Raw genomic sequence first — 25,216 nt, forward strand, 5'->3', positions numbered from 1 at the left:
TAAAATTTGGTGCGCTTATGCAAAATATATATCGCCGAACACCTATAGAAAGGCGATCTGAAATTCCAATATTTATTGACCGACAAAACGATATATATGTTAAGAATTACGATGATATTGCAGACCACCATCTCTGTTCGATTTCTCTTGGAAAAGGGAATCCCTTTATGCAGGAGGAGATGTGGAGGGATCTCGAAAGAAATACTATTGATCTGATTAATAAGTATGCTGAAAAAGGTGCCCGTATTCTGGATGTTGGTGTTGGTACGGGGCGATTACTAGCACAGTTTACGTCAATGAATCGATACGGTATTGATGTGGCGCTTGGTTATCTGGAGCGTTTGGGCGATAGTGGTATTGAGTGTTCACTTGGTGTTGTGGAAGATTTGCCTTATCAAAACAATGTATTTGATATAGTTGTTTGTACCGATGTGCTTGAACATGTTTTTGATCTACACAAGGCTATCAGTGAGTTATATCGTGTGTTAAAACCGGAAGGTATGCTAATAATACGAGTTCCTTACAAAGAAAATTTGGAGCTCTATTTGCATAAAGATTATCCCTATCATATTGCACATGTCCGCAATTTTGACGAACATGAATTAGAGATACAGTTTTCACGGGTCTTTGATTTTCGGCTATGCGAGACACTTTATGATAAAGCATTTGTACCAGTATCATTGGCGTTACCGCTTCCGCGGGGAAAGATTTTTCTTACAAAATTACTCGTCAGATTGCAAGCTATATTTCCTTTCTTGAAAAATCCGTTGCAACGACTTTATAAGCCAACAGAAATTAGCATGGCATTTAAAAAGCCGGCATAAAGGACAGGATGTCACATGCGCATACTAATTCTCTACGACAAGTATTCTACCTTTACCAATACAGTATTTGATCACCTTGACTCATTTTCAGAGTACTCTTCTGCAGAAGTCTTCTATTATCAGCCTGGAGATGATTTGTCTACGGTATCTTTGGAGTATTTTGATGCCGTGGTGATTCACTATAGTCTTCGTATTCCATTAGGACAATTGACCGCTGAGCTATATCATAAACTAAATCTATATGCAGGATTGAAGGTATTATTTGTTCAAGATGAGTATGATTATACAGATACTGTTAGAAAAGCAATTCATGATTTAGAAATTGGATTAGTATTTACTTGTGTGCCGGAAAAGTATATTGATACTGTCTATCCCTCGAAGGAATTTACTTCAACATGTTTCGTTAATAATCTGACGGGATATATACCTGCAAGTTTAGCCAATGAAAAGCGATATTCAGCAATTCGTGATCGTCCTATATTTGTTGGCTATCGTGGAAGAAGTTTGCCTTTCTGGTATGGGGATTTGGGCCAGGAAAAATTCCTCATAGCTCAATTTATGAAAGGTGAGTGTCGACGTCGAGCTATTGCTAGCGATATTGAATGGGAAGACAAAAATCGTATATATGGGGGTAAATGGGTCGACTTTCTTTCCTCGTGTAAAGCTACATTGGGGACAGAGAGTGGTAGTAATGTTTTTGATGACTCAGGAAAGATTAGAGAAAAAGTCAATGAGATACTGCGCCGCAATAGCAAAGCAAATTATGCGTACGTGAGGAAATTGGTATTTGGTGGGGAAAATGAAGTTTTGATAATGAATCAAATATCTCCGCGCTTTTTTGAATCCATAGCGTTGAAAACCGGATTGATTCTATATGAAGGAGAGTATTCCGGTATACTTGAACCTTATAAGCACTTTATCCCTTTGCGCAAAGATCATGAAAATATTGATGAGGTGTTTCAGCTACTGATTGATGATACGTATATGCAGGCAATGGTAGATCGTGCCTATGAGGATATCATTGAGTCTGATAAATATAGTTATAGTAGCTTTATCAAAATGGTTGATTCATACATATCTAATGCAGTGGGCTCTTGCGTTCAAAAAAGTTCGATACTGCCTCCTCCTCCATGTTTCACAGTTCGGCCGCAAAGAGTTCGCATTACCAGGTTAAGGAGTGGTTTAACGCGAGTATGGAGTTATATTCCATATCCATTGCGTAATTCTTTTCGGCCATTGGCGCGTCGTGTGGCAGAATTAGTATCACGGTCTGATTAAGTGGATTCAGTAATCAGCGTGCTAGTTCTATATGCAGATTATTCTGTACGAGCAAGTTATTATGATGATTGGATAGAGGCGTTCATCGAATCTCGTTTTTTTAATACGGTATCTATCAATATTTGTGATTCTGATATTAAAAGAAAATTGTACCATGCCTTGCCGGATATGGATGCAGTTGTATTATTGCATTCAACAAATGCGGATCAACTATTCTACCTCGAGCCGATTGTACCAATACTTGAAAATTGCAAGGCCAAAGTATTTTCGTTTGTGGGTAACGAGGTGAATCTTCCTGGGGCACCAATCGAGCCTAAACGAAAAATTCTCTCGCAATTGAACCCGGATTATATAGCAACGCAGCTGCTGCAAGAAGCGGGAGACTATTTATGGGGTGATATCGCTCCCGTTGTTTCGGTGCCTCATGCGCTCAACCCTAAATCTTTTTTTAAAACGACGCTGTTAAAAGAAAGGCCATTGGACTTGGGCGTACGTTCATTTCGGTATCCACCACATTTGGGTGATGATGATAGAAATCGCTTGATGGATTATTTTCAAGTGATCAGTGATTCAAGGGGATTGCGTGTTGATATAGGTGAGGAACGGCTTGATCGGCAAGGGTGGGCTGCTTTTTTAAATAGTACACGTGGAACCTTGGCTACAGAAGCTGGCTCTTGGTACTTGTCGCGTAGCGACCAATTTATTGACGATATACAAAATTATGTTCGTAGCCAAAATCGACGGGGTATCGTGTTGTCCGCTGAAAATAGTCGACTTAGACGGATTGCCCATAAATTACCTTGGTGGGTTCGCCAGCTTATATTGAAAGCATTGCGCGGCGGCCCTATTCGCTATGAATCTACGCTAACTAGCGAACTTTCTTTTGATGAGATCTATGAGAAATTCTTTAAATCTCGTGAGCGCGCGCCTGTTTATACGAAATGCATATCATCCCGACATTTTGATGCTATGGGTACAGGTACTGGAATGATACTGTTTAAGGGTAGGTATAATGACATACTGGTTCCGGATCTTCATTATTTCGCCTTAGAGCATGATTTTTCGAATATTGACGAAATACTGGCGCGATTTGAAGATCCAGGTCAGTTGCAGGATATTACAGAGGCATCTCTTGAGCATGCTTTGGGGCATCATACATATACACACAGGGTGGAAACGATAGCATCCATCCTCAATGAATAGTTACTTTTTCTTATAACAACATACAGGGTGTGCGTCGGTTGAAAATGAGTATTGGACGGCTCTACTAGTGTGTGGGATTTGGGGTGCTTGGTTAGGGCAAGCGGCGATGGAGTTTCCATCAGATTATTTAGCCCAGACCCTCTCTCATCGTGGCCCGGATGATGCTCAATTCTGGAGTGAATCTGATGGGAGCATCTGGCTTGGTCATAATCGGCTGGCCATTCTCGATTTATCCAATGCAGGACAGCAACCCATGCATTCATCGTGCGGGCGCTATGTTATTGTCTTTAATGGTGAGGTGTATAACCACTTAGTTATCCGTGCACAATTGGAATCTGATGGCTTAGCACCCGCCTGGCGAGGACACTCTGATACAGAGTCTCTTATTGAAGCAGTTTCAGCATGGGGTTTAGAGAGAACACTAACGGCTTTAGCTGGCATGTTCGCCTTTGCGTTGTGGGACTCCGCTGAAAAGACCCTAACACTGGTTCGTGACCGCCTAGGTGAAAAGCCATTATATTTTGGCTGGGCCGGGTCCGGGTTTGCTTTTGCGTCTGAATTGAAAGCTCTTCGCGCTATTCCTGGTTTCAAATCCGAAATAGATAAGGGGTCTCTTGCACTCTATATGCGCTATGGCTATGTGCCTACTCCATACAGCATATACAAGGGTGTCTCCAAGTTGCCTCCTGGCTGTCTCCTCGTATGTGGCAGTTGCCATATAGAAAGCCTAACACTCCCTAAATATAAACCCTATTGGAATGCGATACAGGCAGCTAAAACCTCAGTATCTGATCGTTTTACATTTAATTCAGATGCTGAGGCTGTAGATTCCCTAGAGTCAGTATTGCGGAACTCTATTCGCGACCAGATGATTGCTGATGTACCTCTGGGGGCATTCCTCTCTGGTGGTATAGATTCATCAGTAGTGGTTGCTCTCATGCAGGATTTGGCCAAAACTACCGGCAACCCTCCTGTGAAGACATTCTCAATCGGCTTTAATGAACGTGCCTATGACGAGGCACCTCACGCTCGTGCTGTAGCAAGTCATCTTGGTACAGAGCATAAAGAGTTGTATGTGAGTCCAGCAGAAGCTTTGGCCGTCATCCCTCGCTTACCTCACTTATATGACGAGCCTTTTGCAGATTCGTCACAAGTCCCAACATATCTGGTTTGTGAAATGACAAAGCAGCATGTAACGGTTGCTTTATCCGGTGATGGGGGCGATGAATTATTTGGCGGTTATAATCGCTACTTTTTAGCAGCCCGCATGTGGAATAGAATATCCAGAATGCCCCAGCCGGCTAGAGATTTAGCTGGTCGTATATTGCGTGCAATTCCAATAATAACCTGGGATGCTTTATATCGATTGTTAATGCCGGTTATTCCAAAACAATACCAGATGCGATTGCCTGGTGAAAAAATTCATAAGGCGGGTCGCCTGCTTGGTGCTGTTGATGAGCAAGCCCTTTATCGTGGATTAGTGAGCCAATGGGACCCCTTTGATGTTGTTCTTGATGCTGTAGAACCCAACAGTTTATCAACCAATAATATGACGGGTATTCCGACCCTCATCGAAAAAATGATGTTGTATGATTCGGTTACATATCTACCTGATGACATACTAACCAAAGTGGATCGGGCTGCAATGGCTGTCAGTCTCGAAACACGTATCCCGTTACTTGATCACCGGGTGTATGAATTTGCATGGAGACTTCCTCTTAAATATAAAGTTCGTGATGGCTCCGGTAAGTGGATTCTAAAAGAATTACTCTACAAGTATGTTCCCCAGTCACTTGTTGATCGTCCAAAAATGGGGTTTGGAGTTCCCATTGATGTTTGGTTGAGAGGTCCACTGCGGGACTGGGCGGAAATGTTACTGGATGAGTCGCGTCTAGTATCAGAGGGATATTTTAATGCACAATCCATTCGCTTAAAGTGGCAGGATCATTTATCGGGAAAATATAATTGGCAGCATCAGCTGTGGCCAGTCCTGATGTTTCAGGCATGGTTGATGGAACAATAAGCTAATGAGCTTTTTGTTAGTTGCGAGTTTCCCAGAGTCATTGCTTAAGTTTCGCGGAGCATTGATGGCAGAGCTTGTTGCGCGAGACGAAAAAGTCCATGTTGCAGTACCGGATATTCCTATGGGTAGTACATTGAGACTCGAGATGGAGGCCGTTGGTCTGATTGTTCACGAAATACCACTTAAACGTGTGGGTATGAACCCTGTGTCGGATCTCAAGTTTCTTGCGCATCTTGTTGTGTTGATGCGTCGGACTAAACCCAAAAGAGTACTCTGCTATACAGTAAAACCAGTGATATATGGGCTTATCGCTGCAGTACTAGCTCGTGTACCATACCGATATGCACTAATAACGGGCCTTGGTTATGCTTTTCAGGGTGGGGATTCGAGAACCTTTGTTCGGTCATTGGTGAAGTCGCTGTACAAAATTGCACTTAAGTTTTCCGAAAAAACTTTTTTCCAGAATCCAGATGACGAAGCCTTATTTAGAAAATTAGGATTAATTGCTGATTCAGCAAAGACCTCTCTGGTAAATGGTTCTGGAGTGAATTTGACGGAATTTGCAGTGAGTCCACTGCCTAACAAATTATCTTTTCTATTCATAGGCCGTCTGCTGGGGGATAAGGGTGTACGAGAATATGTTGAGTCTGCGCGAATTGTTTGTGAAAAATATCCTGATATTGAATTCGGACTTGTTGGGTGGATAGATGATAATCCGAATTCTGTCGGTCAAGATGAGTTGAGAAGGTGGATAGCTGACTCAGTAATTAAGTTTTACGGGAAGTTGGAAGATGTGCGTCCAGCAATAGCTAATTGCAGTGTGTATGTACTACCTAGCTATCGCGAAGGCACGCCGCGTACTGTACTTGAAGCGATGTCTATGGGGCGCCCTGTGATTACAACGGATGCTCCAGGTTGTAGGGAAACAGTGATAAATTGGGAGAATGGTTTTCTGACGCCAGTTCGATCAATTGACGGGCTAGTGGCCGCAATGTGTGAATTTATAAATGATCCTTTACTGGTTGCTCGTATGGGTATGCGCTCACGTGAACTCGCAGAAGATAAATACGACGTGAATAAGGTTAATCAATTGATGCTTAGTGAGATGGGCTTCAAATGGTAAAGCGGTTTGCCGATCTCCTGCTTTCAATAGCAGGTTTGATTATTCTCTTCCCTGTTTTATTGGTTGTGGCTTGCCTAGTTTACTATAAATTGGGGTCGCCTGTATTGTACCGCCAGACTCGTCCTGGGTTGAATGGTAAGCCTTTCCAGCTAGTCAAATTTCGCTCGATGATAAGTGTTTCAGATGAAAGCCAAGGAGTGCTTTTAGACGCAGAGCGTATAACACCATTCGGCAGTATGCTACGTGCTTCCAGTCTTGATGAATTGCCGGAGCTGTGGTGTGTCTTAAAAGGTGATATGAGCTTGATTGGCCCTAGACCATTGTTGATGGAGTATCTTCCCTTATATACAGATGAACAATTTCGTCGACATGAAATACGCCCAGGAATTACAGGCTGGGCACAGGTGAATGGAAGGAACTCTTTGAGTTGGGATGAAAAGTTTAAGCTGGATGTGTGGTACGTGGATAATCATTCGCTATGGCTGGACCTAAAGATTTTGTACATGACAATTAGGCGTGTGCTGAAGCAAGAGGGAATAACTGCTGAAGGTGATGTAACAATGCCTAAATTTACTGGTTCGCAATGTCAGGAGAAAAAATAAGCATGCCGCAATATGCAGTTTACGGAGCCAGTGGATGTGGTCGTGGGGTGATGCCTCTGGCTCGCACTCAGTTACGAAATGAGGGCATTCTAAATGATAACCTAGTGTTTATAGATGACAATGCTGAACTTCATGACATTAACGGTCATAAAATTCTAAGCTATGAGGAGTTTATTAAAGCAGATAGAACTAGGAGTCATATTGCGATTGCCATCGCAGATAGTAAGATCCGGCAACGATTGGCAGAGCGTTGTTGTATAGATGGTCTAAATCCATGGACGATTATTGCCGACAATGCAGTGATCATGGACGATGTTCGCTTGGATGAGGGATGTATTATCTGTCCCTTTGTAACGCTTACTTCCAATATCCGTATAGGTAAGTATTTTCATGCTAATCTCTATAGTTATGTCGAACATGATTGCGTCATAGGTGACTATGTCACTTTTGCACCTGGTGTGAAATGTAATGGAAATGTTGTAATAGAAGATCATGCATATATCGGTGCGGGTGCGATAATTAAGCAAGGGCGACCTGGAGATCCATTGGTCATTGGTCGTGGGGCGGTTATTGGTATGGGTGCTGTTGTGACAAAAGATGTCCGACCTAGAACAATAGTGGTCGGCAACCCGGCTAGCTTATTAAGCAAGGAATAAATTGTGTTGAACACGCCCTTTTCTCCCTGGCCTGCTTACACAGCAGAAGAGGCTGATGCTGTAAGCGATGTTCTTCTATCCAATAAAGTTAATTATTGGACGGGTCAGGAGTGCCGGCAGTTTGAAAAAGAGTTTGCGTCTTGGGTTGGGGCACAGCATGCGGTGGCTATAGCCAATGGTACGGTAGCACTGGATGTTGCGCTAAAAGCACTTGATATTGGGCCGGGTGATGAAGTTGTCGTCACACCCCGAACATTCTTTGCATCTGTATCCTGTATTGTGAATGCAGGTGCAGTGCCAGTGTTTGCAGATGTTGACCCCGATACACAAAATATTACTGCAAGCACGATTTATGCGGTCCTCACCCCAAGAGTAAAAGCGATAATCTGTGTGCATTTAGCAGGCTGGCCGTGCGATATGGATCCAATAATGGAATTGGCTAGAGAGCATGAGCTGTTTGTTATTGAAGATTGTGCTCAGGCGCATGGGGCTGTCTATAAAGGGAAGTCTGTAGGTTCTATCGGGCATATAAGTGCTTGGTCATTTTGTCAGGACAAAATAATGACTACAGGTGGTGAGGGTGGAATGGTTACCACCAATACTACAGAATTATGGTTAAGCATGTGGTCATGCAAAGATCATGGTAAGGGCTGGAACGCCGTATATGAGAACAAGCAACCACAAGGGTTTCGCTGGTTACATGAGAGTTTTGGTGGTAATGGCCGTATGATGGAAATCCAAGCGGTAATTGGGAGGATTCAGTTAAAGCGTATGTCAGAATGGCATGCAAAACGAATAAACAATGCAACTCGTATATGGAATTCTGCTCTTGATCTGACTGGTTTGCGTGTGCCAAAAGTACCCGATGAAATTGAACATGCTGCATACAAATGCTATGTCTTTGTTGAGCCTAAGCAACTGCAAGCGGGTTGGGATCGTGATCGAATTACCCATGAAATAAATGCCCGTGGCGTGCCCTGCTATTCTGGTTCTTGTTCTGAGGTATATCTGGAAAAGGCGTTTGATAATACTGGTATTCGACCGATCAGACGTTTGCCAGTTGCCAAGGAGTTGGGTGAAACCAGTCTGATGTTTTTGGTTCATCCCACTTTGACGAATGCTGAAATTGACAAGACATGTGAGGTTCTTCGGGAAGTGATGTTGCAGTCGATAGGATGATATTCGATAAGTATGGAATTGATTAGGTAAGGGATATTCATCGAATTTCAGTCAAAAATGACGAGAAGTATCGAGTAGGTCTTGCGGTTATCACAGCGCAATTTGTGTGAAAAGTGAGAACTAAAGATATATTCCGCCTGGGTCGTATATGATGCTAACCGAGTGAATTGATAATGTTGGAAAGTTTTCACAATCGTACGGCTATGCCGGTGTTGGCATTGCCACGTTATGCCAAGCGCATAGTCGCTTTGGCAGTGGATGCCTCGCTTTGTATATTCACAGTCTGGTTGACATTCTATTTACGCCTAGGTGAATTCGTATCATTGGCTGGCCCACCAATGTGGGCAGTGGTGGCATCACTAGGCATGGCGTTACCAATTTTTATTGTATCGGGGTTGTACCGAGCTATTTTTCGGTATTCTGGATGGCCTGCTTTGCTCGCGGTTATGCGTGCTATCGCTATCTATGGTTTGTTGTTTTCCTCTGTTTTTACTGCAATTGGTGTTCCCGGAGTGCCTCGAACAGTAGGCTTGATACAGCCACTGTTACTGTTGTTTGCGGTGGGTGGATCACGTGCTTTGGCTCGATACTGGTTGGGTGGCATGTACCAGAGTCAGCTGAAACTGGCAGCACTACCTAAGGCCTTAATCTATGGGGCGGGAAATGCGGGGCGGCAGTTGGCCTCTGCCATGAGCAATAGTATGGAAATGCGGGTGGTCGGATTTCTTGATGATGATGACCGGCTGCACGGACATGTCCTTAATGGCCTGCCAGTCTATGGTCAGGATGACCTGCCGGGTCTTATCGAATCACAAGGTGTTACGGATGTATTGCTGGCACTCCCCACTGTTCATCGTAAACGCCGAAATCAAATTCTCGAACGAATGCTTGCGTACCATATAGCGGTGCGTACTCTGCCTACGCTCGGCGATTTAGCCCAAGGTAAGGTTACAATATCTGATGTAAAAGAGCTGGATATTGATGACCTGCTTGGAAGAGAGCCTGTTATACCCAACCACATCCTTTTAGGTAAGTGTGTAACCGATAAGGTGGTGCTGGTTACCGGTGCTGGTGGTTCAATTGGCAGTGAGCTTTGCCGGCAGATTATTAAGCTGGAGCCTTTAACCCTGCTGCTGGTAGAGCAGAGTGAGTATGCACTTTATGAATTGCATCAGGAGTTGAAGGGTAGATTAGATTTACTCTCAGAAAATAGGATCTCATTAGTACCCCTTTTGGCATCTGTGCGGGATGAAGCTCGAATGCGTGAGATCATGTCTACATGGCAACCTCATACAATATATCATGCGGCTGCCTACAAGCATGTCCCCCTAGTTGAGCATAACCCTGCAGAGGGTGTTCGAAATAATGTTTTTGGAACGATGACGGCCGCCAGTGTGGCCGCGGAACAAGGAGTGGCCGATTTTGTTCTAATCAGCACTGACAAGGCGGTACGGCCCACTAACATCATGGGAGCGAGTAAACGTTTTGCAGAAATTGTTTTGCAGGCGCTGGCTGAAGATGCTCCGCGCACCAAATTTTCCATGGTTCGATTTGGTAATGTGCTGGGTTCTTCCGGCTCGGTGGTGCCAAGGTTTCGCCAGCAAATTCGGGATGGTGGTCCTATTACCCTGACGCATGCTGATATTACCCGTTACTTCATGACTATTCCCGAGGCGGCGCAATTAGTAATTCAGGCCGGTGCAATGGCTAAAGGCGGAGATGTCTTCGTGTTAGAAATGGGTCAGCCGGTGAAGATCATGGATCTGGCTAGGCGTATGATTGAACTCTCTGGTTTGACAGTGCAGGATGAGCAAAATCCTGAAGGGGATATTGAAATTAAGATCACCGGTCTACGGCCCGGTGAGAAGCTCTATGAAGAGCTTTTAATCGGGGATAATCCCGTGGCTACTTCACACCCCAGAATTATGAAGGCGCATGATGATTTTCTTCCTTGGTCCTCGCTTGAAGAGAGTCTGAATACATTATCCATCGCATTGAATGTGAATGATGTGGATGTGATCAAAGCGATGCTGGAACAAGTGGTTTCTGGTTATCAGCCAGATAAAAAGATTGTCGACTGGGTCTACCTGGAACAGCAGGCCGAGTTGGAAAAGAAACTTTAAATTTTCTTGATCTTGATGCTGCGTAGCAGGTTTTTTCAGTGGTAGATATTGGCCTGACTGTCACCTGTTTTCTCACACACAGATGCTTCTGAATACGAAGAACAATTGCATCACCATGGAATTCCTCTACACAATTATCCTCTATCTAAGTCTGCCGGTGATTCTATTGCGTCTCTACTGGCGCAGCCTGAAAAACCCGAAATATCGATCTCGAATAGGGGAGCGATTTGGCCGGGTGTCCATTCCAGCAATTAATAACTGCCTTTGGTTGCATACGGTATCTGTCGGTGAAACGCAGGCCGCAGAACCCTTAGTGAGAAAACTGCAAGAGACGTACCCGGATCTTCAAATTGTCATTACCACAACAACGCCGACGGGCGCTGACCGGGTGAAAAAGCTGTTTGGCGATTCTGTTATTCATCTCTATTTCCCCTACGATCTGCCATTTGCTGTCAGGGGTTTTCTAAATGCTACTCGCCCAAAGTTACTGGTCATGATGGAAACGGAAATCTGGCCAAATCTATTGGCTGAGTGTGAATTGCGTGCGATACCTACTATCTTGGCCAATGCGCGACTCTCAGAGCGATCAGCAAAAGGTTATGCGCGTCTCGGAGTATTTTCGCGTCAGACCTTTGGGCGAATCGGTATGGTGGCGGCACAATCTCCGGCTGATGCTGAACGCTTTCTCGGTTTGGGGGTGCAGTCTGACCGTGTCAGGGTCGCCGGTAGTATTAAGTTTGATATCCGCGTACCGGCCATCGTAAAGGAGCAGGCCGAGGCCCTGCGCCGAACCTGGGGTGGTCGGCCAGTCTGGGTGGCAGCAAGTACTCGGGAGGGCGAAGAGGAGTTGATACTCGCGGCTCATCGCAAAGTGATGCAGCAGCTGCCGCAGGCATTGCTGGTCATTGTGCCTCGTCATCCTGAGCGCTTTGACAAAATTGCATTGCTTTGCCAGCGTGATGGTTTTACCTTTGCGCGTCGTTCATTGAATGACCTTTGCCGAACAGAAACAGCTGTATTTCTGGGTGATACGATGGGGGAGTTGATGCTGTTCCTGTCGGCGGCCGATGTCGCTTTTGTCGGGGGTAGTCTTGTACCGACGGGTGGGCATAATGTACTTGAACCTGCGGCGCTGGGATTGCCGGTGGTTTTTGGTCCACACATGTTCAATTTTGCCATGATCAGTCGGATGCTGTTGGCTGAAAATGCGGCCGTGGAAGTATCAAGTTATAACGACTTGTCCCGATGGGTGATTGACTGGTTATCTGATGCAAACCTGAGAGCTGCCTATGGTGAAAATGCCCTGCGGGTGGTGGAAGCAAATAGAGGTGCGATGGACAGGCTGTTTGATATTCTCCAGGAATATCTTTGAGTCAAAAGTTGGAGCCGATTTATCGGATGCTACTAATCGGAAAAATCCTACTTTAGAGTGCGCATTCTTCCCTACCGATTTTGTCGTCAAATAACTAGGATAACGACTCATTTTATGGAGTGATAATTTTACAAGGAGAGTAAAGATGAAGTTAACCAAAGGGATTTGTTTGGCCACATTGTTGTTGGCCTCAGTCGGCTGCTTTGCGGCTCAGGTCAATGTCAACGCCGCTTCAGCGGAAGAGATAGCGGCTGAGCTCAGGGGGGTGGGTGATTCCAAGGCCGCCGCAATTGTGGCTTATCGAACAAAAAACGGTGCATTCAAGACGGCCGATGAATTGGCTATGGTCAAAGGCATTGGACAGAAAACGGTTGAAGCGAATCGGGATAACATCCTGCTGAGCGAACCGGCTAAACGCAAGTAAATAAAAAAGGGCGCCTATTTTGGCGCCCTTTTTTTTAGTTTGTACGCTCTCTTAAAACACAAACTTTTTGCTGACAGGAGCGTTTGTTAATGGCGCAATATCCGTCTCAAAAAGTGCGTCAGTCTCCCATACATTCTCACCCGTCCGGGTCACCAAATAGGCTGTCATAACGGGGCTTTCACCCACCACGATAAACAGTCTTCCTCCGATGTTGAGTCGCTGTTTGAATTTCTCAGGTATCTCCGGCAAGGATCCTGTTACGGCGATAGCATCGAAGAGCCCGCTCTCGATATCATCACTCAAGCTGTCAGTGGTGCGAAGCTGGACATTGTTGATGTCCAGTGCAGCCAAACGTGTTCTTGCTTGTTCGGTATAGGCCGGATTGATCTCCTGGCTGATCACCGTGCTCCCCAGCTTTGCGAGGCAGGCAGTCAGATAACCACTCCCAGTACCAATTTCAAGAATAGTGTCTTCGGGTTGGATGTTGAGAGCCTGGAGCAGTCGCCCCTCGACTCTTGGGAACATCATCATTTGCCCATCACCCAGCGGAATTTCTATATCGGCGTAGGCCAAGCCTTTGTAATTGTCCGGTACAAACATTTCCCGTGGTAGGCTGCCAACCAGGTTTAATATTTTGGCATCAAGGACTCTCCACGGGCGTACTTGCTGCTCAACCATGTTAAAACGTGCGTTTTCATAGCTTAGGGCGATCATCTGGCTTACCTGATTTTCCGTTTGAAAGGGTATTGAGGGCGACAAGCCTACTCAGTTTAGGTTAATCAGGCAAGTCTGAGATGCTAACATGCTGCTATTTAAGTACTTTCTGTTATTCTTTGGCGGTTTTTACGCCGTTATCATAACGCGCTCATTTTGCTGATGGCTGAATCGCGATGTAGGGGTGCTTTCAGTGGATCTGTTAGGATGATATGACATCTGTTCTTTACGTTGATTTGTCCGATCTGAAACGGGGTAACCTATGACCATGCATTGGAATCAGCTCCTCTCCAGGGGGCGTCTGGGAAGTGATCAATTAAACGCGGGGACAACGGCTCGGACGGATTTTCAGCGTGATTTTGATCGGATCGTCTTCTCATCTGCTTTTCGCCGCATGCAGGACAAGACGCAGGTATTTCCTCTATCCCGAGTTGATTATATTCGTACGCGCCTGACTCATAGCCTGGAGGCCTCCAGTATTGGTCGGTCTCTGGGTACCCAGGTGGGTGAACAGGTGATTGCCCGGCGCGGTTTAGAGGGTTATGAGGCGTCAGACTTTGGGGATATTTGCGCGGCTGCCTGTTTGGCACATGACATTGGTAATCCGCCGTTTGGTCATTCGGGCGAAGATGCCTTTAGGAGTTGGGCCGAGGAGGCCGCCTATGGGCGTAGGCGTGTAGAGGTATTGCAAGACAGTGAGAGGGAGGATTTTACCCGCTTCGAAGGTAATGCCCAGGGATTCAGAATACTTACGCGTCTGCAAAACCCCGATAATCTTGGCGGGCTTCAGCTTACTTGTGCAACTTTGGCGGCATTTACCAAATACCCCCGCGAATCTTGCCTGGGGGGTGGACGATATCCCGGTGTAAGCGCCAAGAAGCATGGTTTCTTTGCTGAGGACAGGTCGGTCTTTGAGGCCGTTGCGCAGCAGGTGGGTTTAATAAAACGTGACGGTACAAGGGCGGTCTGGTGCAGACACCCATTGGCCTTTTTGGTTGAGGCGGCCGATGATATCAGTTATCGAGTGATCGATATCGAAGATGGTTTTCGGCTTGGTTATTTTACCTTTAATGAGGTAATGGATCTCTATCTCAATATCATTAGGGAGCCCGATAAACAGCGCTTGCGCATGCAAAGTATCAGCGACAGTAAAGGCAAAGTAGAATTTCTCAGGGCCAAGGTGATCAACGAGGCGATTACTCAGGCCATGGATTGTTTCCTGGATAATGAGGAGCTGATATTGGCTGGTCTCTTTGATGAACCTTTGCTGAATCAGTTTCCCAAGCGTGCGGAGATGGATCGGTTGATCGAGGTGGCCATGGATAGAATCTATCAGGCAACCGAGGTGGTGGAGATTCAGGCGGCCGGTTTCCAAGTGATTGGTGATCTTCTGGAGCGTTTTATCCAGGTGCTTGATGATATTGCCGAGCAGGGCGAGCAAGCCTCCGCCAAGAGTCGAATGATATCCCGCCTGATACCTGAGCAGTTTATCGGCAGTAACCGGGCGCCATCACCGAACATCTATACACGCTTGCTACGATTGACGGATTTCGTTGCGGGTATGACTGATTCCTATGCCGTTTCGCTCTACAAAAAACTCACAGGTATTTCACTGCCCAATGCCTAGGAAATTGTTTCTGTAACATCGGGTTTGTTAAAGAGCGGCGTGGGTAGTTTGCTCCTCCTTCTACACTATGTGATGGACTCTTCATTGGTAACTGGCCATAGGGCGCTCCATGGGCGCCGTCGGCGGGCACGGCCCGCCCTATGCATCTAGGCCATGAAATTAGCCATGGCTATAATGGGTAACGCTACAATATAGCGTAGGCAGAGGCGCTACGTGCCTACTCCGTTTTAAAGAAATTCCCGCTGCAGTCGCTAAATCAGATGACATATTTTCCCGTGTCTAGGCAATAACCAATTTCATTCGATGAGATGGGCGTCGATTGTGCCCGTTTCGGTTTTTCTTGTGCTGAAGACGGGTTATTAAATTCTCTGTAGAGCAGTAAATGGTAGTAAAGACATCTGACAGTGGCTTGAATTTGGCGCCGGTTATTCTGGATCAGTGCAGTGTTGGGTTATTTGTCCTGGCGCAGGACGGGGTCATTGTTCATTGGAACCACTGGATGTCAATGGCAACCGGTGTGGCGGCTGAATCGGCTATTGGCAACATGCTTGAGAATGCTTTACCTGGTTTATCAGACTCTGGGCTGATAAGTGCGGTGAAGGCCGCGGCATTTACTGGGGAGATGACGCTGCTGCCTAATGTGACAGGAATCATTTCTGACTCAGAAAGTGTGGTGGGGGCATCTGCACCCATGGTGGTTATCAAGCCAATGCCTGATCGGCCGCGTCATGTCCTTGTACAAGTCTTTGACCAATTGGATTTTGCTCAACAAAATTCAACTGATCACCAATACGCAAAAACTCACCAAGAGGGTGACCTGCAGACCCGTTCAATCCTCTCCTCTATTGCTGATGCTGTAATCACCACTGATCTCAGGGGTGATATCAATTATATGAATGTGGTGGCTGAGAAGCTGACCGGTTGGCGTCTGAAAGAAGCGATGCGGTTGCCATTGGGGCAGGTTTTTCATGTGATGGGAGAGGATGGTTTGTCGCTAATGGAGGCTATTGCTGAATGCCTTCGTACAGGGCAGTTACCAAAAGCCCAGCGTCTGGAGTTGGTGCTGACACATCGTGATGGTATTGGCGTGGCGGTGGAGGAATCCGTGGCCCCAATCCGTGATGAAAAACAGCAAGTGCATGGTGTGGTTGTGGTATTTCGTGATGTCAGTCAAGCACGGCGTTTGGCCGCTCAGGTTAGTTGGCAGGCCTCACATGATACGCTCACGGGGCTGTTCAATCGGGGCAGCTTTGATAGCAAGTTGGATGAACTGTTACAGAATGCCAGGGAGTTCGGTGCTGTTCACAGCATGCTCTATCTGGACCTGGATCAGTTCAAGATTGTTAATGACACCTGTGGTCATGTGGCAGGGGATGAGCTGTTAAGACAGATTGCCTCAAAGCTCTCAACGCATGTTCGGGCAGGAGATACTCTTGCCCGATTGGGTGGCGATGAGTTTGGTGTTCTGTTGGCGGATTGTGCGGAATCTGTAGCACAAAGGATAGCCAACCAGATGCGCCAGACGATCATGGACTTTCGTTTTGGCTGGGAAGAGAAGTCATTCGTAATCGGTGTCAGTATTGGTGTGGTGACCATCTCTGCCGAGAGTGAGAGTGTGGAGCGCGTGCTGAGTGCTGCCGATACGGCTTGCTACGCGGCCAAGGACGGGGGAAGAAACCAAGTTCATCTTTATCAGGCCAATGCGGGTGAGGCGGCACAGCGTCAGGGTGAGATGCGCTGGGTATCTCGGATACACAGTGCCTTGGAAGAGGATCGATTTCTGCTTTATGCTCAGGCTATCGTGCCGGTCGATAGACTATCGCAAGAGTCTGGGCATTATGAAGTACTGATTCGAATGTTGGATGAATCGGGGGATCTGGTTCCTCCGGGAGCGTTCATTCCGGCTGCCGAGCGATTTGGTTTAATGCCAAGAATCGATCGCTGGGTGGTAAAGCAGGTGTTTGACCTGATCAAGCACGACTATGAAGCGCTGGTGCTGGGGGGGTATCGCTTTGCCATTAACCTTTCTGGTGGCTCAGTAAATGATGAAGATACCTTGGTATATATCAGCCAAAAGATGTCTGAATTCCGCATTCCGGACGGCATGATCAGCTTTGAGATTACTGAAACAGCGGCTATTGCCAATCTCTCTTCTGCAACGCACTTTATCCGAACACTGAAAAAAGCGGGCTGCCGTTTTTCGCTGGACGATTTTGGTAGTGGGCTCTCCTCTTTCGCCTATCTTAAAAACCTCCCGGTAGATTATCTGAAGATTGACGGTGCTTTTATCAGGGATCTGGCCGATGACCCAATTGACCTTGCCATGGTGCAGGCAATTAACCAGATTGGTCAGGTCATGGGGTTAAAGACAATTGCAGAATTTGTTGAGAGTGAGTCGGTGCTGAAAAAATTAAGTGAGGTCGGGGTCGATTATGCCCAGGGTTATGGGATTGCCCGGCCAGAGCCGCTTTGCGATGGCCGGGGCAAGCTGTTGTTGGGTTTGCTAAATGCCTATGGCCAGCCGGACGCTATCCAACCGGACACGTGATGAATCGAGGTGTCTGCGGAGCGACGCTTCAATGTTCTGAAGCTGATCGACATCGGACTGCCGTACATAGGGATTGATCTTTCTCAGCGCCTCAAGTCGTGACTGCTCTTCAGCGTAGCGAGTATGCATATGCTTGATCGCTTCCTGCAGGGTCGCTCTGGCCTGTTCGTCGGCAAGTTGCTCACCCAGGGTGATCATCGTCTGGATGCGCTGGCGTAGCGGGGTGACAATTTTCTGCACCACTGTCTTGGGTAGCGAATTCAATGCAGCTCGTTGCGTGCTGAAATCAATATCATCACTGCGGTCGTTCAGGTGCTGATCTATTAGAATACGCAGTAGTGTAGGGGGGAGGAAGCGGCCTGCTTGTAGCAGCTTGGGGGCAGGACACTCCAGTATAAAAAGCAACTCCAGCGCCATGCTGCCAGGGGGGATGGCGCCATGACGAATGCCTGCCGCAGTCGCGTTGCCATGACCGCTCTCCAGTACCATATCGATGGCGTCCAGCACCATGGGATGCTCCCAGGAGAGAAATTGCCACTCTTCGTGGGTGAGTGCGGTAAGCCTGTCAAAGGTGGCGGTGATGCCTTCATCGGGTAAGTGTGGAAAGTGCTCGGTCAGCATATGCTGACCTGGTCTGATAACCAGACTGTCTTTGGAGTGGGGTTCGGATTCAACGCCAAAGGTATTGAACAGTTGCTCCATGTAGTCGGCCAAACTGCTTGCGGTGTCATTGCCTGTCAGCTGCTGGACCAGTTCGCCCGCCTCTTGTTTCCTGCAGGAGTTCAATTCAAGCAGATGATCGCGCCCCTGTTTCAGCGCGCGTGTTACTTGTTCGTGCAGTTGGCGTGTTGTTGTCAGCAATAGGTTGAGTGATGCGGGGTCGCTATAACAATCTTCGAAGGCCTGATGCAGTGCGGGTTTAAGTTGCTCAAGTATCTGTTGTCCAGATTGGCAGGTGTGGACAAAGGCATTTAACCCTTCATGATACCAGCGCAGTAGGACCTCCTGGGCAGTCCCTTCAAAATAGGGGGTATGCAACTCCACCTGAGCCTTCTGGCCAATGCGGTCGAGTCTGCCGATACGTTGCTCAAGCAGGTCTGGATTTTCCGGAAGATCAAATAAAACCAGGTGGTGGGCAAATTGAAAATTGCGTCCCTCACTGCCGATTTCAGAGCAGATCAGAATCGGACATCCCTGGTCGCGGTCCGCGAACCAAGCCGCTGCTCGGTCACGCTCAATGATACGCATCCCTTCATGAAATAGCGCTGCGGAGATGCCTTCCCGCATGCGTAAAGCCTGCTCCAGATCCTTGGCGGTGGTCGCATGGGCGCATATAAGCAGGATTTTTTCCTGGCGGTATTGCTTGAGTAGATTGATAAGCCAATCGACTCGCGGATCAATGCGCCACCATTCGCTTCCCTTAGCTTCTGGCAGCAATAGTTCTGGTTGAAGTTGCTCCGTCGCATGCCCGGTTAGATCGCGGTAAATGTCTGGCAGGGGGAGTGGGTAGCGGTGTAGCACCCGTGGGGTAAACCCCTTAACGCGATCACGCGTGTTACGGAACATACCGCGTCCCGTCCCGTGACGATCCAGCAATAAGTTCGTTAATTGTGTCCTCGCTGCATGCTGCCGATCTGTTGCATTGTTTGCGTTTGTTAACTGAGCAAGCAAGGGGGCTGCCAGCTCCTGACCCAATGTTTTTAGGAGCAGATCCTGGTCTGTTGAAGAGAGGGGTTGGTCATTAATCAGCAGTGCGGCAGCATTGGCTATCGGTTGGTATTGGGCCTGTTCTTGTTGGAACTGGTTCAAGCTATGGAACCGATCCGGGTCAAGCAGTCGTAGTCGAGCGAAATGGCCCTCTCTACCCAGTTGCTCGGGGGTGGCGGTGAGCAGCAAAACCCCTGGCGTCTGTTTGGCCAGTCGTTCTACGGCAAGATAGGCGGGGCTTGGATTCTCTTCGTGCCACTCGAGGTGGTGTGCTTCATCGACGATCAGGATATCCCACTCGCCCGCTTCCGCCTGGGCTAGACGCTTCTCATCGTCAATCAGCAGATTCAGTCCGCAGAGCACAAGTTGTTCGGCCTGGAAAGGATTTTCGCTCTGTCCTGAGGACTCGATTGCCTGGCAGCGCTCTTCATCGAACAGGCTAAAGCTCAGGTTAAAACGGCGTAACAGCTCTACCAGCCACTGATGCAGAAGCGGATTGGGCACCACGATCAATGCGCGCTGCGCCCGGCCGGTTAACAATTGGGTATGCAGGATAAGGCATGCCTCAATGGTCTTTCCTAAACCCACCTCATCGGCCAATAAAACACGGGGTGCCAGACGCCTGCCGGCTTCATGTGCAATATAGAGTTGGTGAGGCAGTAGTTCCGTTCTTGCACCGCCCAATCCAATCAGATCCGACTTTTCCAGTCGTTGCCTGTGTGCCAGTGTTTCACGGCGTAACTCATACCACTCATTCTTATCCAGTAGGCCGGCAAACAGTCGGGCCTGTGGGCGATTGAATGGCATGAATGGGTTCAGAGCGGCCTCTTGAAGAGAGGCTGGTGAAGTATTGTCACGCAAGCCGTGGTAGGTCACCAGTGCGTCCGACTCGGTTACTGACTGAATGGTCATTTTCCAGCCTTGACGGCTTTCAATTTTGTCGCCAGCCTGGAACAGTACTCGGGTTAGTGGGGCATTATCGGTGGCGTAAGTTCTGATGGTATCGGATGCGGAGAATTGCAGTGTCAATGTGCGACCGCTCATGCCGGTGACAATGCCCAAACCCAGTTCAAGCTCTGTGTCACTGATCCAGCATTGTCCGGGGGCGAATTGGAGGTCTGGCATGGCATTGGCTGTCTGGCAATATGGAGGGCGGAAGGATACGCCGAATATGCGTTCATTTCTATTGACGAACGATTGCGATAGAAGGCTTTATAGCGTGGCCTCGGAACTTGTGTGTAATAAGGTTGCCGTAGCAGGAGGGATTAATCCTAATAAACCCTGAAAAAGTCATGGATTGACAAGCATGAAAAAATGATAGTATAGACAGATAATTGTCATGCGACTCTTTTGAGGCACTCAGCGGATAGGGTCGGGTATTTTAACGTTGAAGAAGGTATGTATAGATGAAAACCACTGCTATGCTCGCAGGCGCTGCCCTGCTCTCACTGGGTCTTATTGGAAATGCTGCAGCAGCTGATGGTGCGGCACTTTACACCGCTAAGGGCTGTTCAGCTTGTCACGGTGCTGATGCCAAGACGCCGATCATGCCCGCTTATCCCAAACTGGCTGGTCAGAATGCGCAGTATGCATTGAACCAGATGAAGGATATCAAGAGCGGTGCCCGTAACAATGGCCAGACCGCTGCCATGAAGGGAATTGTCATGGGCATCTCTGATGAAGAGTTACAGGCTATTGCTGAGTGGCTTGCAGCACAGTAAGCTATTAACAGGCTTCAGCTAGTACAAAAAACGCCGAGCTTTGCCTCGGCGTTTTTTGTTGTTTGAAGCGTGTGTGGCGTGAAGATGCCCAGAGGGAGTGGTGGGCAAACCAAGTGGTCTGATTTATGTCAGATTGCCAATTATGAGTGTGGGATTTCCCACATTTTTTTGGCATTTGCCGGAATTGATTGATCGAAGTCAATGAATTCAAACGCCTCACAGCGCACCATGCCAATGCAATTCTAACAATAGCGCGATTAGCGCAAGAATAAAGTCCTTAAACGGAGACGTGTCTCATGAAAGTGAATAACAAGCGCACATTGTCGCTGATGCTAGGCCTGGCAATGGGCCTGGGTGCATCGACCAGTGCATATTCTCAGGCGTCGCTAGAAGATGTCATGAAAGCTCGCGGTCTGACGCAGAAAGATCTGTTGGCTGCTGCAAAGACCTATACACCTACCGGCGGTCGTGACGAGTATCTCGTTTTCGCTTCCGGTGGACAGAGTGGTCAGGTGATCGTATACGGTATTCCGTCCATGCGTATCCTGAAATACATCGGCGTATTCACCCCGGAGCCTTGGCAGGGTTATGGCTTTGACGATGAGTCCAAAGAGGTTCTCAAGCAGGGTCGTATTCAGGGCAAGGATATCACCTGGGGTGATACCCATCACCCGGCATTCACCGAAACCGAGGGTGACTACAACGGTAAATACCTGTTCATCAATGACAAGGCTAACCCGCGTATCGCTGTGATCGACCTGCACGATTTCGAGACCAAGCAGATCGTGGTCAATCCCTTCTTTAAATCTTCTCATGGTGGCGCGTTCGTTACGCCAAACAGCGAGTACGTAATGGAGGCTGCACAGTACGCGGCCCCTTTCAGTGCTGACTTTGTACCGCTGTCAGAGTTTAATGATAAGTATCGTGGTGGTGTGACCTATTGGAAGTTTGACGATAAGAAAGGGCGTCTGCAGCCTGATCAGTCATTCACCTTTGAGTTGCCTCCCTACAGCCAGGATCTGTCTGATGCCGGTAAAGGCCCCTCTTACGGTTGGGGTTTCACCAACTCGTTCTGTTCAGAGCGCTATGTCGGTGGTATCGAAAAAGGTCGTCCTCCGTTCGAGGCGGGTTGTTCCCAGAAAGACACCGACTTCCTGCACATTACCAACTGGAAAAAAGCGGCTGAATTGGTTGCTGCTGGTAAGGTTGAGAAGGTCAACGGTTCTTACATGATTCCGATTGCCCAGGCGGTCAAAGAGGAATTGCTCTATCTGGTGCCTGAGCCCAAGAGTCCTCACGGTGTGGATGTCAGTCCTGACGGAACCCACATGATTGTCTCTGGTAAGCTGGACAGCCATGCTTGGGTTTATAGCTGGGAAAAAATCCAGAAGGCAATGGCGGCCAAGAAGTTTGAAGCCAAAGACCCCTATGGAATCCCAATTATTGCCCTGAAGGATGCACTGCATACCCAGGTTGCTGTAGGTCTCGGCCCGCTGCATACCCAGTATGATTCCAAGAAATGTACCGTTTATACCTCTATTTACGTAGACTCCATGGTCACCAAGTGGGACTACTGTGAAGGTAAGGTGCTGGATCAATTGCACATCCATTACAACATTGGTCACTTGATGGCAATGGAAGGCGATTCAGTTTCACCTGATGGTAAGTATCTGGTTTCTTTGAACAAGCTGGCTATTGATCGATTCAACCCTGTTGGTCCTCTGCATCCGCAGAACCACCAGTTAATCGATATCAGTGGTGACAAGATGCAGCTGCTCTATGATATGCCGCTGCCACTGGGCGAACCCCATTATGCAGTTGCTATCAAGGCAGACAAGCTGAAACCAGCCGTACGTTATAAATCCGGTTGGAATAGCCGTACCGACGAGCGTTCTATCTACCGCACCCGTGCGGGTCGTGAGAAAACTGAGAAGGTTGATGGTGTGACCCATGTTTATGGTACCGTCATTCGTTCACACATCACGCCTGAGATCATTGAGGTTGAAGAAGGTGAAACTGTTTCACTGCACTTCACCAACCTTGAGCGTGCTGAGGACGAGGTACACGGTTTCGCTATCTATGGTCAGAGCGTTAACCTCTCAATCGAACCCGGAAAAACGGTTTCTTATACCTTCACAGCCGACAAGGCCGGTGTATATCCTTACTACTGCACCGAGTTCTGTTCTGCACTCCATCTAGAGATGCAAGGTTACCTGTTGGTTAAACCAAAAGGTTACCAGTCAAAGGGTGATGAGATGGTAGAAGGTCAGCAGTACACTAAGGCTGACTATGAGAAACAGGTTAAGACCAACGTCGAGACTCAAGCGGTTATCGATTCAGTGGTAGGCTTCATCACCAGTCACAACTTCAAGGATTTCGCACCTGTTGTTGCCTTGGTTGAAGATGCAACTGAGCAGCTTGGTTTTGCTGGCGAAGCCAAGAAGAAGGCTGAGGACTTTGCTGCCAAGGGTGACTACCAGAATGCAACACTCTGGGCCGGTCAATGGTGGCAGTATCAGGTGAAGACTGCTGATATGGGTCTGCGAGCTAAGACCTATCTTGAGCAGAATGGAGCCGTTAAGGTCCAAGCCAAGTAAGCGTTTTTTACCGAAAGGTGTTTGACCTAAAAGGGGGAGGGGCTCTTGCTAGAGCCCCTTCCCTTTTGTATGCTCTCAAACCTTCAATGTTGTGAGGTATTTAATATGCGCAAAATAGTAACCTTCGCTGTCGCAGTCACTGCAATGGCTTCAATGATGGTGGGTTCAGCGGTATCTGCGGCTGATGGTGCAGCTCTTTTCAAGGCCAAGACCTGTTGGTCTTGTCATGGTAAGGACGCCAAGACTCCACTGATGCCTTTCTATCCTTCTTTGGCCGGCCAGAATGCGGATTACATGTACAATCAGATGGTCGATATTAAGTCGGGTGCCCGCTCAAATGGTCAGACAGCGGCTATGAAGGGCGTTATGGGTCTGGTTAATGAGGCCGAGATGCGTACGTTAGCCGATTGGCTGGCTACGCTGAACTAATCCATTTTCAGGATATTTTTCCTGGATTGATAGTTCTCAATGCCTGTAACAGACTGAAGTGAGAGACTTTCCCTAGTTATCGGGTAGCGGTCGTTTAGCCGGATCGTAGGTGACTCAGGGCGTTTGGTGATTGATGTGCATCAATGAAAACGAATGTTCATTGTGACACTATCGCGAACCCAAGCGATTGCCCGTCTCTCGCTTTCCAAGCAGGAGTCTGTCTGCTGACAGGTGTGCAACTTAATTTAAACTGGTGTTGTCCCAAATTAAGTGGGCAATCAGGAGATGAAGAATGAGTGTTAAACCCGTAATTATTGGTCTGGCCGCTGCCGTAGCGATCGGCCTGAGCTTCAGCGTTACCGCTGCTGACACATCAAGCTGGAAAGAAAAAACCGTGAGCGGTGAGACGGATGAGGCAATGCACCTGGAGCCGGATTACGAGAACGGTCGTGATGTCTATGAAGTGTGCTCTGCCTGTCATATGCCAGAAGGCTGGGGATTCACTGACGGTACCTTCCCGCAGTTGGCCGGACAGCATCGTCCTGTGCTGATCAAGCAGCTGGCCGATATCCGTGCCCTGAATCGTGATAATCCCACCATGTACCCCTTCGCATTGCCCGAGTCCATCGGTGATGCGCAGGCGTTGGCAGATGTAACCGCTTATATCGCCAAGTTGAAAATGAACCCAGAAAATGGCAAGGGTGAATGGGCAGAGGGTACGCCTGAATTTGAGCAGGGCAAGAAGCTGTATGCCGATAACTGTGTACGCTGTCATGGCGATCATGGTGAGGGTAATGTTGAGAAGTTCTATCCCCGTATTGAAGGTCAGCACTATGCCTACATGCTGCGTCAGTTCGAGTGGATTCGTGACGGCAAGCGTCGTAACGCTAATCCCGACATGGTCGAGCAGATCAAGAACTTTACTGACAAAGACATGAAGATGGTGATCAATTACATCTCTCGTGTTCCAGTGAAGAAAGAAGATCTGGCCCCTTCCGCTGATTGGAAGAACCCAGACTTCGATTGATCCTGTAAAACATCCCTGTTCCATGGCGGACACTGCATG

19 protein-coding genes are annotated in these 25,216 nt (G+C 47.7%); 17 read left to right on the top strand and 2 right to left on the bottom strand.

The genetic code is table 11. The features are described from left to right. The first annotated feature begins 17 nt into the window (after window positions 1-17). From FHP88_RS12635 to FHP88_RS12685, 11 genes are all read left to right on the top strand, one after another. Complete coding sequence (locus FHP88_RS12635) at window positions 18-824, top strand: class I SAM-dependent methyltransferase (protein WP_260843291.1); 807 nt, start codon at window positions 18-20, stop codon at window positions 822-824. 15 nt (window positions 825-839) lie between these two features. Further along, window positions 840-2,102 (top strand): hypothetical protein, encoded by a 1,263-nt coding sequence (locus tag FHP88_RS12640; RefSeq protein WP_144359440.1) that lies wholly within the window; start codon window positions 840-842, stop codon window positions 2,100-2,102. Next, complete coding sequence (locus tag FHP88_RS12645; protein WP_144359441.1) at window positions 2,103-3,305, top strand: glycosyltransferase; 1,203 nt, start codon at window positions 2,103-2,105, stop codon at window positions 3,303-3,305. A 67-nt stretch (window positions 3,306-3,372) separates the two neighbouring features. Beyond that, window positions 3,373-5,328 carry an asparagine synthase (glutamine-hydrolyzing) gene (gene asnB, locus FHP88_RS12650; RefSeq protein ID WP_144359442.1) on the top strand — a complete coding sequence of 652 codons (1,956 nt, stop codon included), beginning with the start codon at window positions 3,373-3,375 and terminating at the stop codon, window positions 5,326-5,328. A 64-nt stretch (window positions 5,329-5,392) separates the two neighbouring features. Then, window positions 5,393-6,451 carry a glycosyltransferase family 4 protein gene (locus FHP88_RS12655; RefSeq protein WP_335341554.1) on the top strand — a complete coding sequence of 353 codons (1,059 nt, stop codon included), beginning with the start codon at window positions 5,393-5,395 and terminating at the stop codon, window positions 6,449-6,451. Further along, window positions 6,445-7,053 (top strand): sugar transferase, encoded by a 609-nt coding sequence (locus FHP88_RS12660; protein WP_144359444.1) that lies wholly within the window; start codon window positions 6,445-6,447, stop codon window positions 7,051-7,053. The genes FHP88_RS12655 and FHP88_RS12660 overlap by 7 nt, the downstream gene beginning before the upstream one ends. A gap of 2 nt (window positions 7,054-7,055) precedes the next feature. Next, a complete protein-coding gene (locus FHP88_RS12665; protein WP_335341555.1) occupies window positions 7,056-7,709 on the top strand; it encodes an acetyltransferase in 654 nt (217 codons plus the stop codon). 3 nt (window positions 7,710-7,712) lie between these two features. Next, on the top strand, window positions 7,713-8,888 hold the full coding sequence (locus FHP88_RS12670) for a DegT/DnrJ/EryC1/StrS family aminotransferase (RefSeq protein WP_144359446.1): 1,176 nt from the start codon (window positions 7,713-7,715) through the stop codon (window positions 8,886-8,888). 173 nt (window positions 8,889-9,061) lie between these two features. Next, window positions 9,062-11,011, top strand: a complete 1,950-nt coding sequence (locus FHP88_RS12675; RefSeq protein WP_144359447.1) for a polysaccharide biosynthesis protein — start codon at window positions 9,062-9,064, stop codon at window positions 11,009-11,011. A gap of 115 nt (window positions 11,012-11,126) precedes the next feature. Next, complete coding sequence (gene waaA, locus FHP88_RS12680; RefSeq protein WP_144359448.1) at window positions 11,127-12,383, top strand: lipid IV(A) 3-deoxy-D-manno-octulosonic acid transferase; 1,257 nt, start codon at window positions 11,127-11,129, stop codon at window positions 12,381-12,383. A 145-nt stretch (window positions 12,384-12,528) separates the two neighbouring features. Then, complete coding sequence (locus tag FHP88_RS12685; RefSeq protein WP_144359449.1) at window positions 12,529-12,807, top strand: ComEA family DNA-binding protein; 279 nt, start codon at window positions 12,529-12,531, stop codon at window positions 12,805-12,807. A 51-nt stretch (window positions 12,808-12,858) separates the two neighbouring features. On the opposite strand, the gene FHP88_RS12690 is transcribed toward FHP88_RS12685, so the two are convergent. Further along, window positions 12,859-13,521 (bottom strand): protein-L-isoaspartate O-methyltransferase family protein, encoded by a 663-nt coding sequence (locus FHP88_RS12690; RefSeq protein ID WP_144359450.1) that lies wholly within the window; start codon window positions 13,519-13,521, stop codon window positions 12,859-12,861. Window positions 13,522-13,783: 262 nt separating this feature from the next. Here FHP88_RS12690 and FHP88_RS12695 point away from each other — a divergent pair, with 262 nt between their 5' ends. Then, entirely contained in the window at window positions 13,784-15,148 is a 1,365-nt protein-coding gene (locus FHP88_RS12695; RefSeq protein WP_335341556.1) for a deoxyguanosinetriphosphate triphosphohydrolase, read from the top strand. A 382-nt stretch (window positions 15,149-15,530) separates the two neighbouring features. Continuing rightward, window positions 15,531-17,696, top strand: a complete 2,166-nt coding sequence (locus tag FHP88_RS12700) for a bifunctional diguanylate cyclase/phosphodiesterase (protein WP_144359451.1) — start codon at window positions 15,531-15,533, stop codon at window positions 17,694-17,696. Here FHP88_RS12700 and rapA read toward each other — a convergent pair. Then, window positions 17,652-20,528 carry an RNA polymerase-associated protein RapA gene (rapA, locus tag FHP88_RS12705; RefSeq protein WP_144359452.1) on the bottom strand — a complete coding sequence of 959 codons (2,877 nt, stop codon included), beginning with the start codon at window positions 20,526-20,528 and terminating at the stop codon, window positions 17,652-17,654. The genes FHP88_RS12700 and rapA overlap by 45 nt on opposite strands. A 281-nt stretch (window positions 20,529-20,809) precedes the next feature. Between rapA and FHP88_RS12710 the strand changes: the two genes are divergently transcribed. From FHP88_RS12710 to FHP88_RS12725, 4 genes are all read left to right on the top strand, one after another. Beyond that, window positions 20,810-21,124, top strand: a complete 315-nt coding sequence (locus FHP88_RS12710; protein ID WP_144359453.1) for a c-type cytochrome — start codon at window positions 20,810-20,812, stop codon at window positions 21,122-21,124. 296 nt (window positions 21,125-21,420) lie between these two features. After that, window positions 21,421-23,721, top strand: a complete 2,301-nt coding sequence (nosZ, locus tag FHP88_RS12715; protein ID WP_144359454.1) for a Sec-dependent nitrous-oxide reductase — start codon at window positions 21,421-21,423, stop codon at window positions 23,719-23,721. Between the two features lie 105 nt (window positions 23,722-23,826). After that, on the top strand, window positions 23,827-24,150 hold the full coding sequence (locus FHP88_RS12720; RefSeq protein WP_144359455.1) for a c-type cytochrome: 324 nt from the start codon (window positions 23,827-23,829) through the stop codon (window positions 24,148-24,150). Between the two features lie 292 nt (window positions 24,151-24,442). After that, window positions 24,443-25,177: a c-type cytochrome gene (locus FHP88_RS12725; RefSeq protein ID WP_144359456.1), complete on the top strand. Its 735-nt coding sequence runs from the start codon at window positions 24,443-24,445 to the stop codon at window positions 25,175-25,177. Window positions 25,178-25,216 lie beyond the last annotated feature (39 nt).

It is taken from the genome of Sedimenticola selenatireducens (assembly GCF_007625115.1).
GTDB classification, from domain to species: Bacteria; Pseudomonadota; Gammaproteobacteria; order Chromatiales; family Chromatiaceae; genus Sedimenticola; species Sedimenticola selenatireducens_A.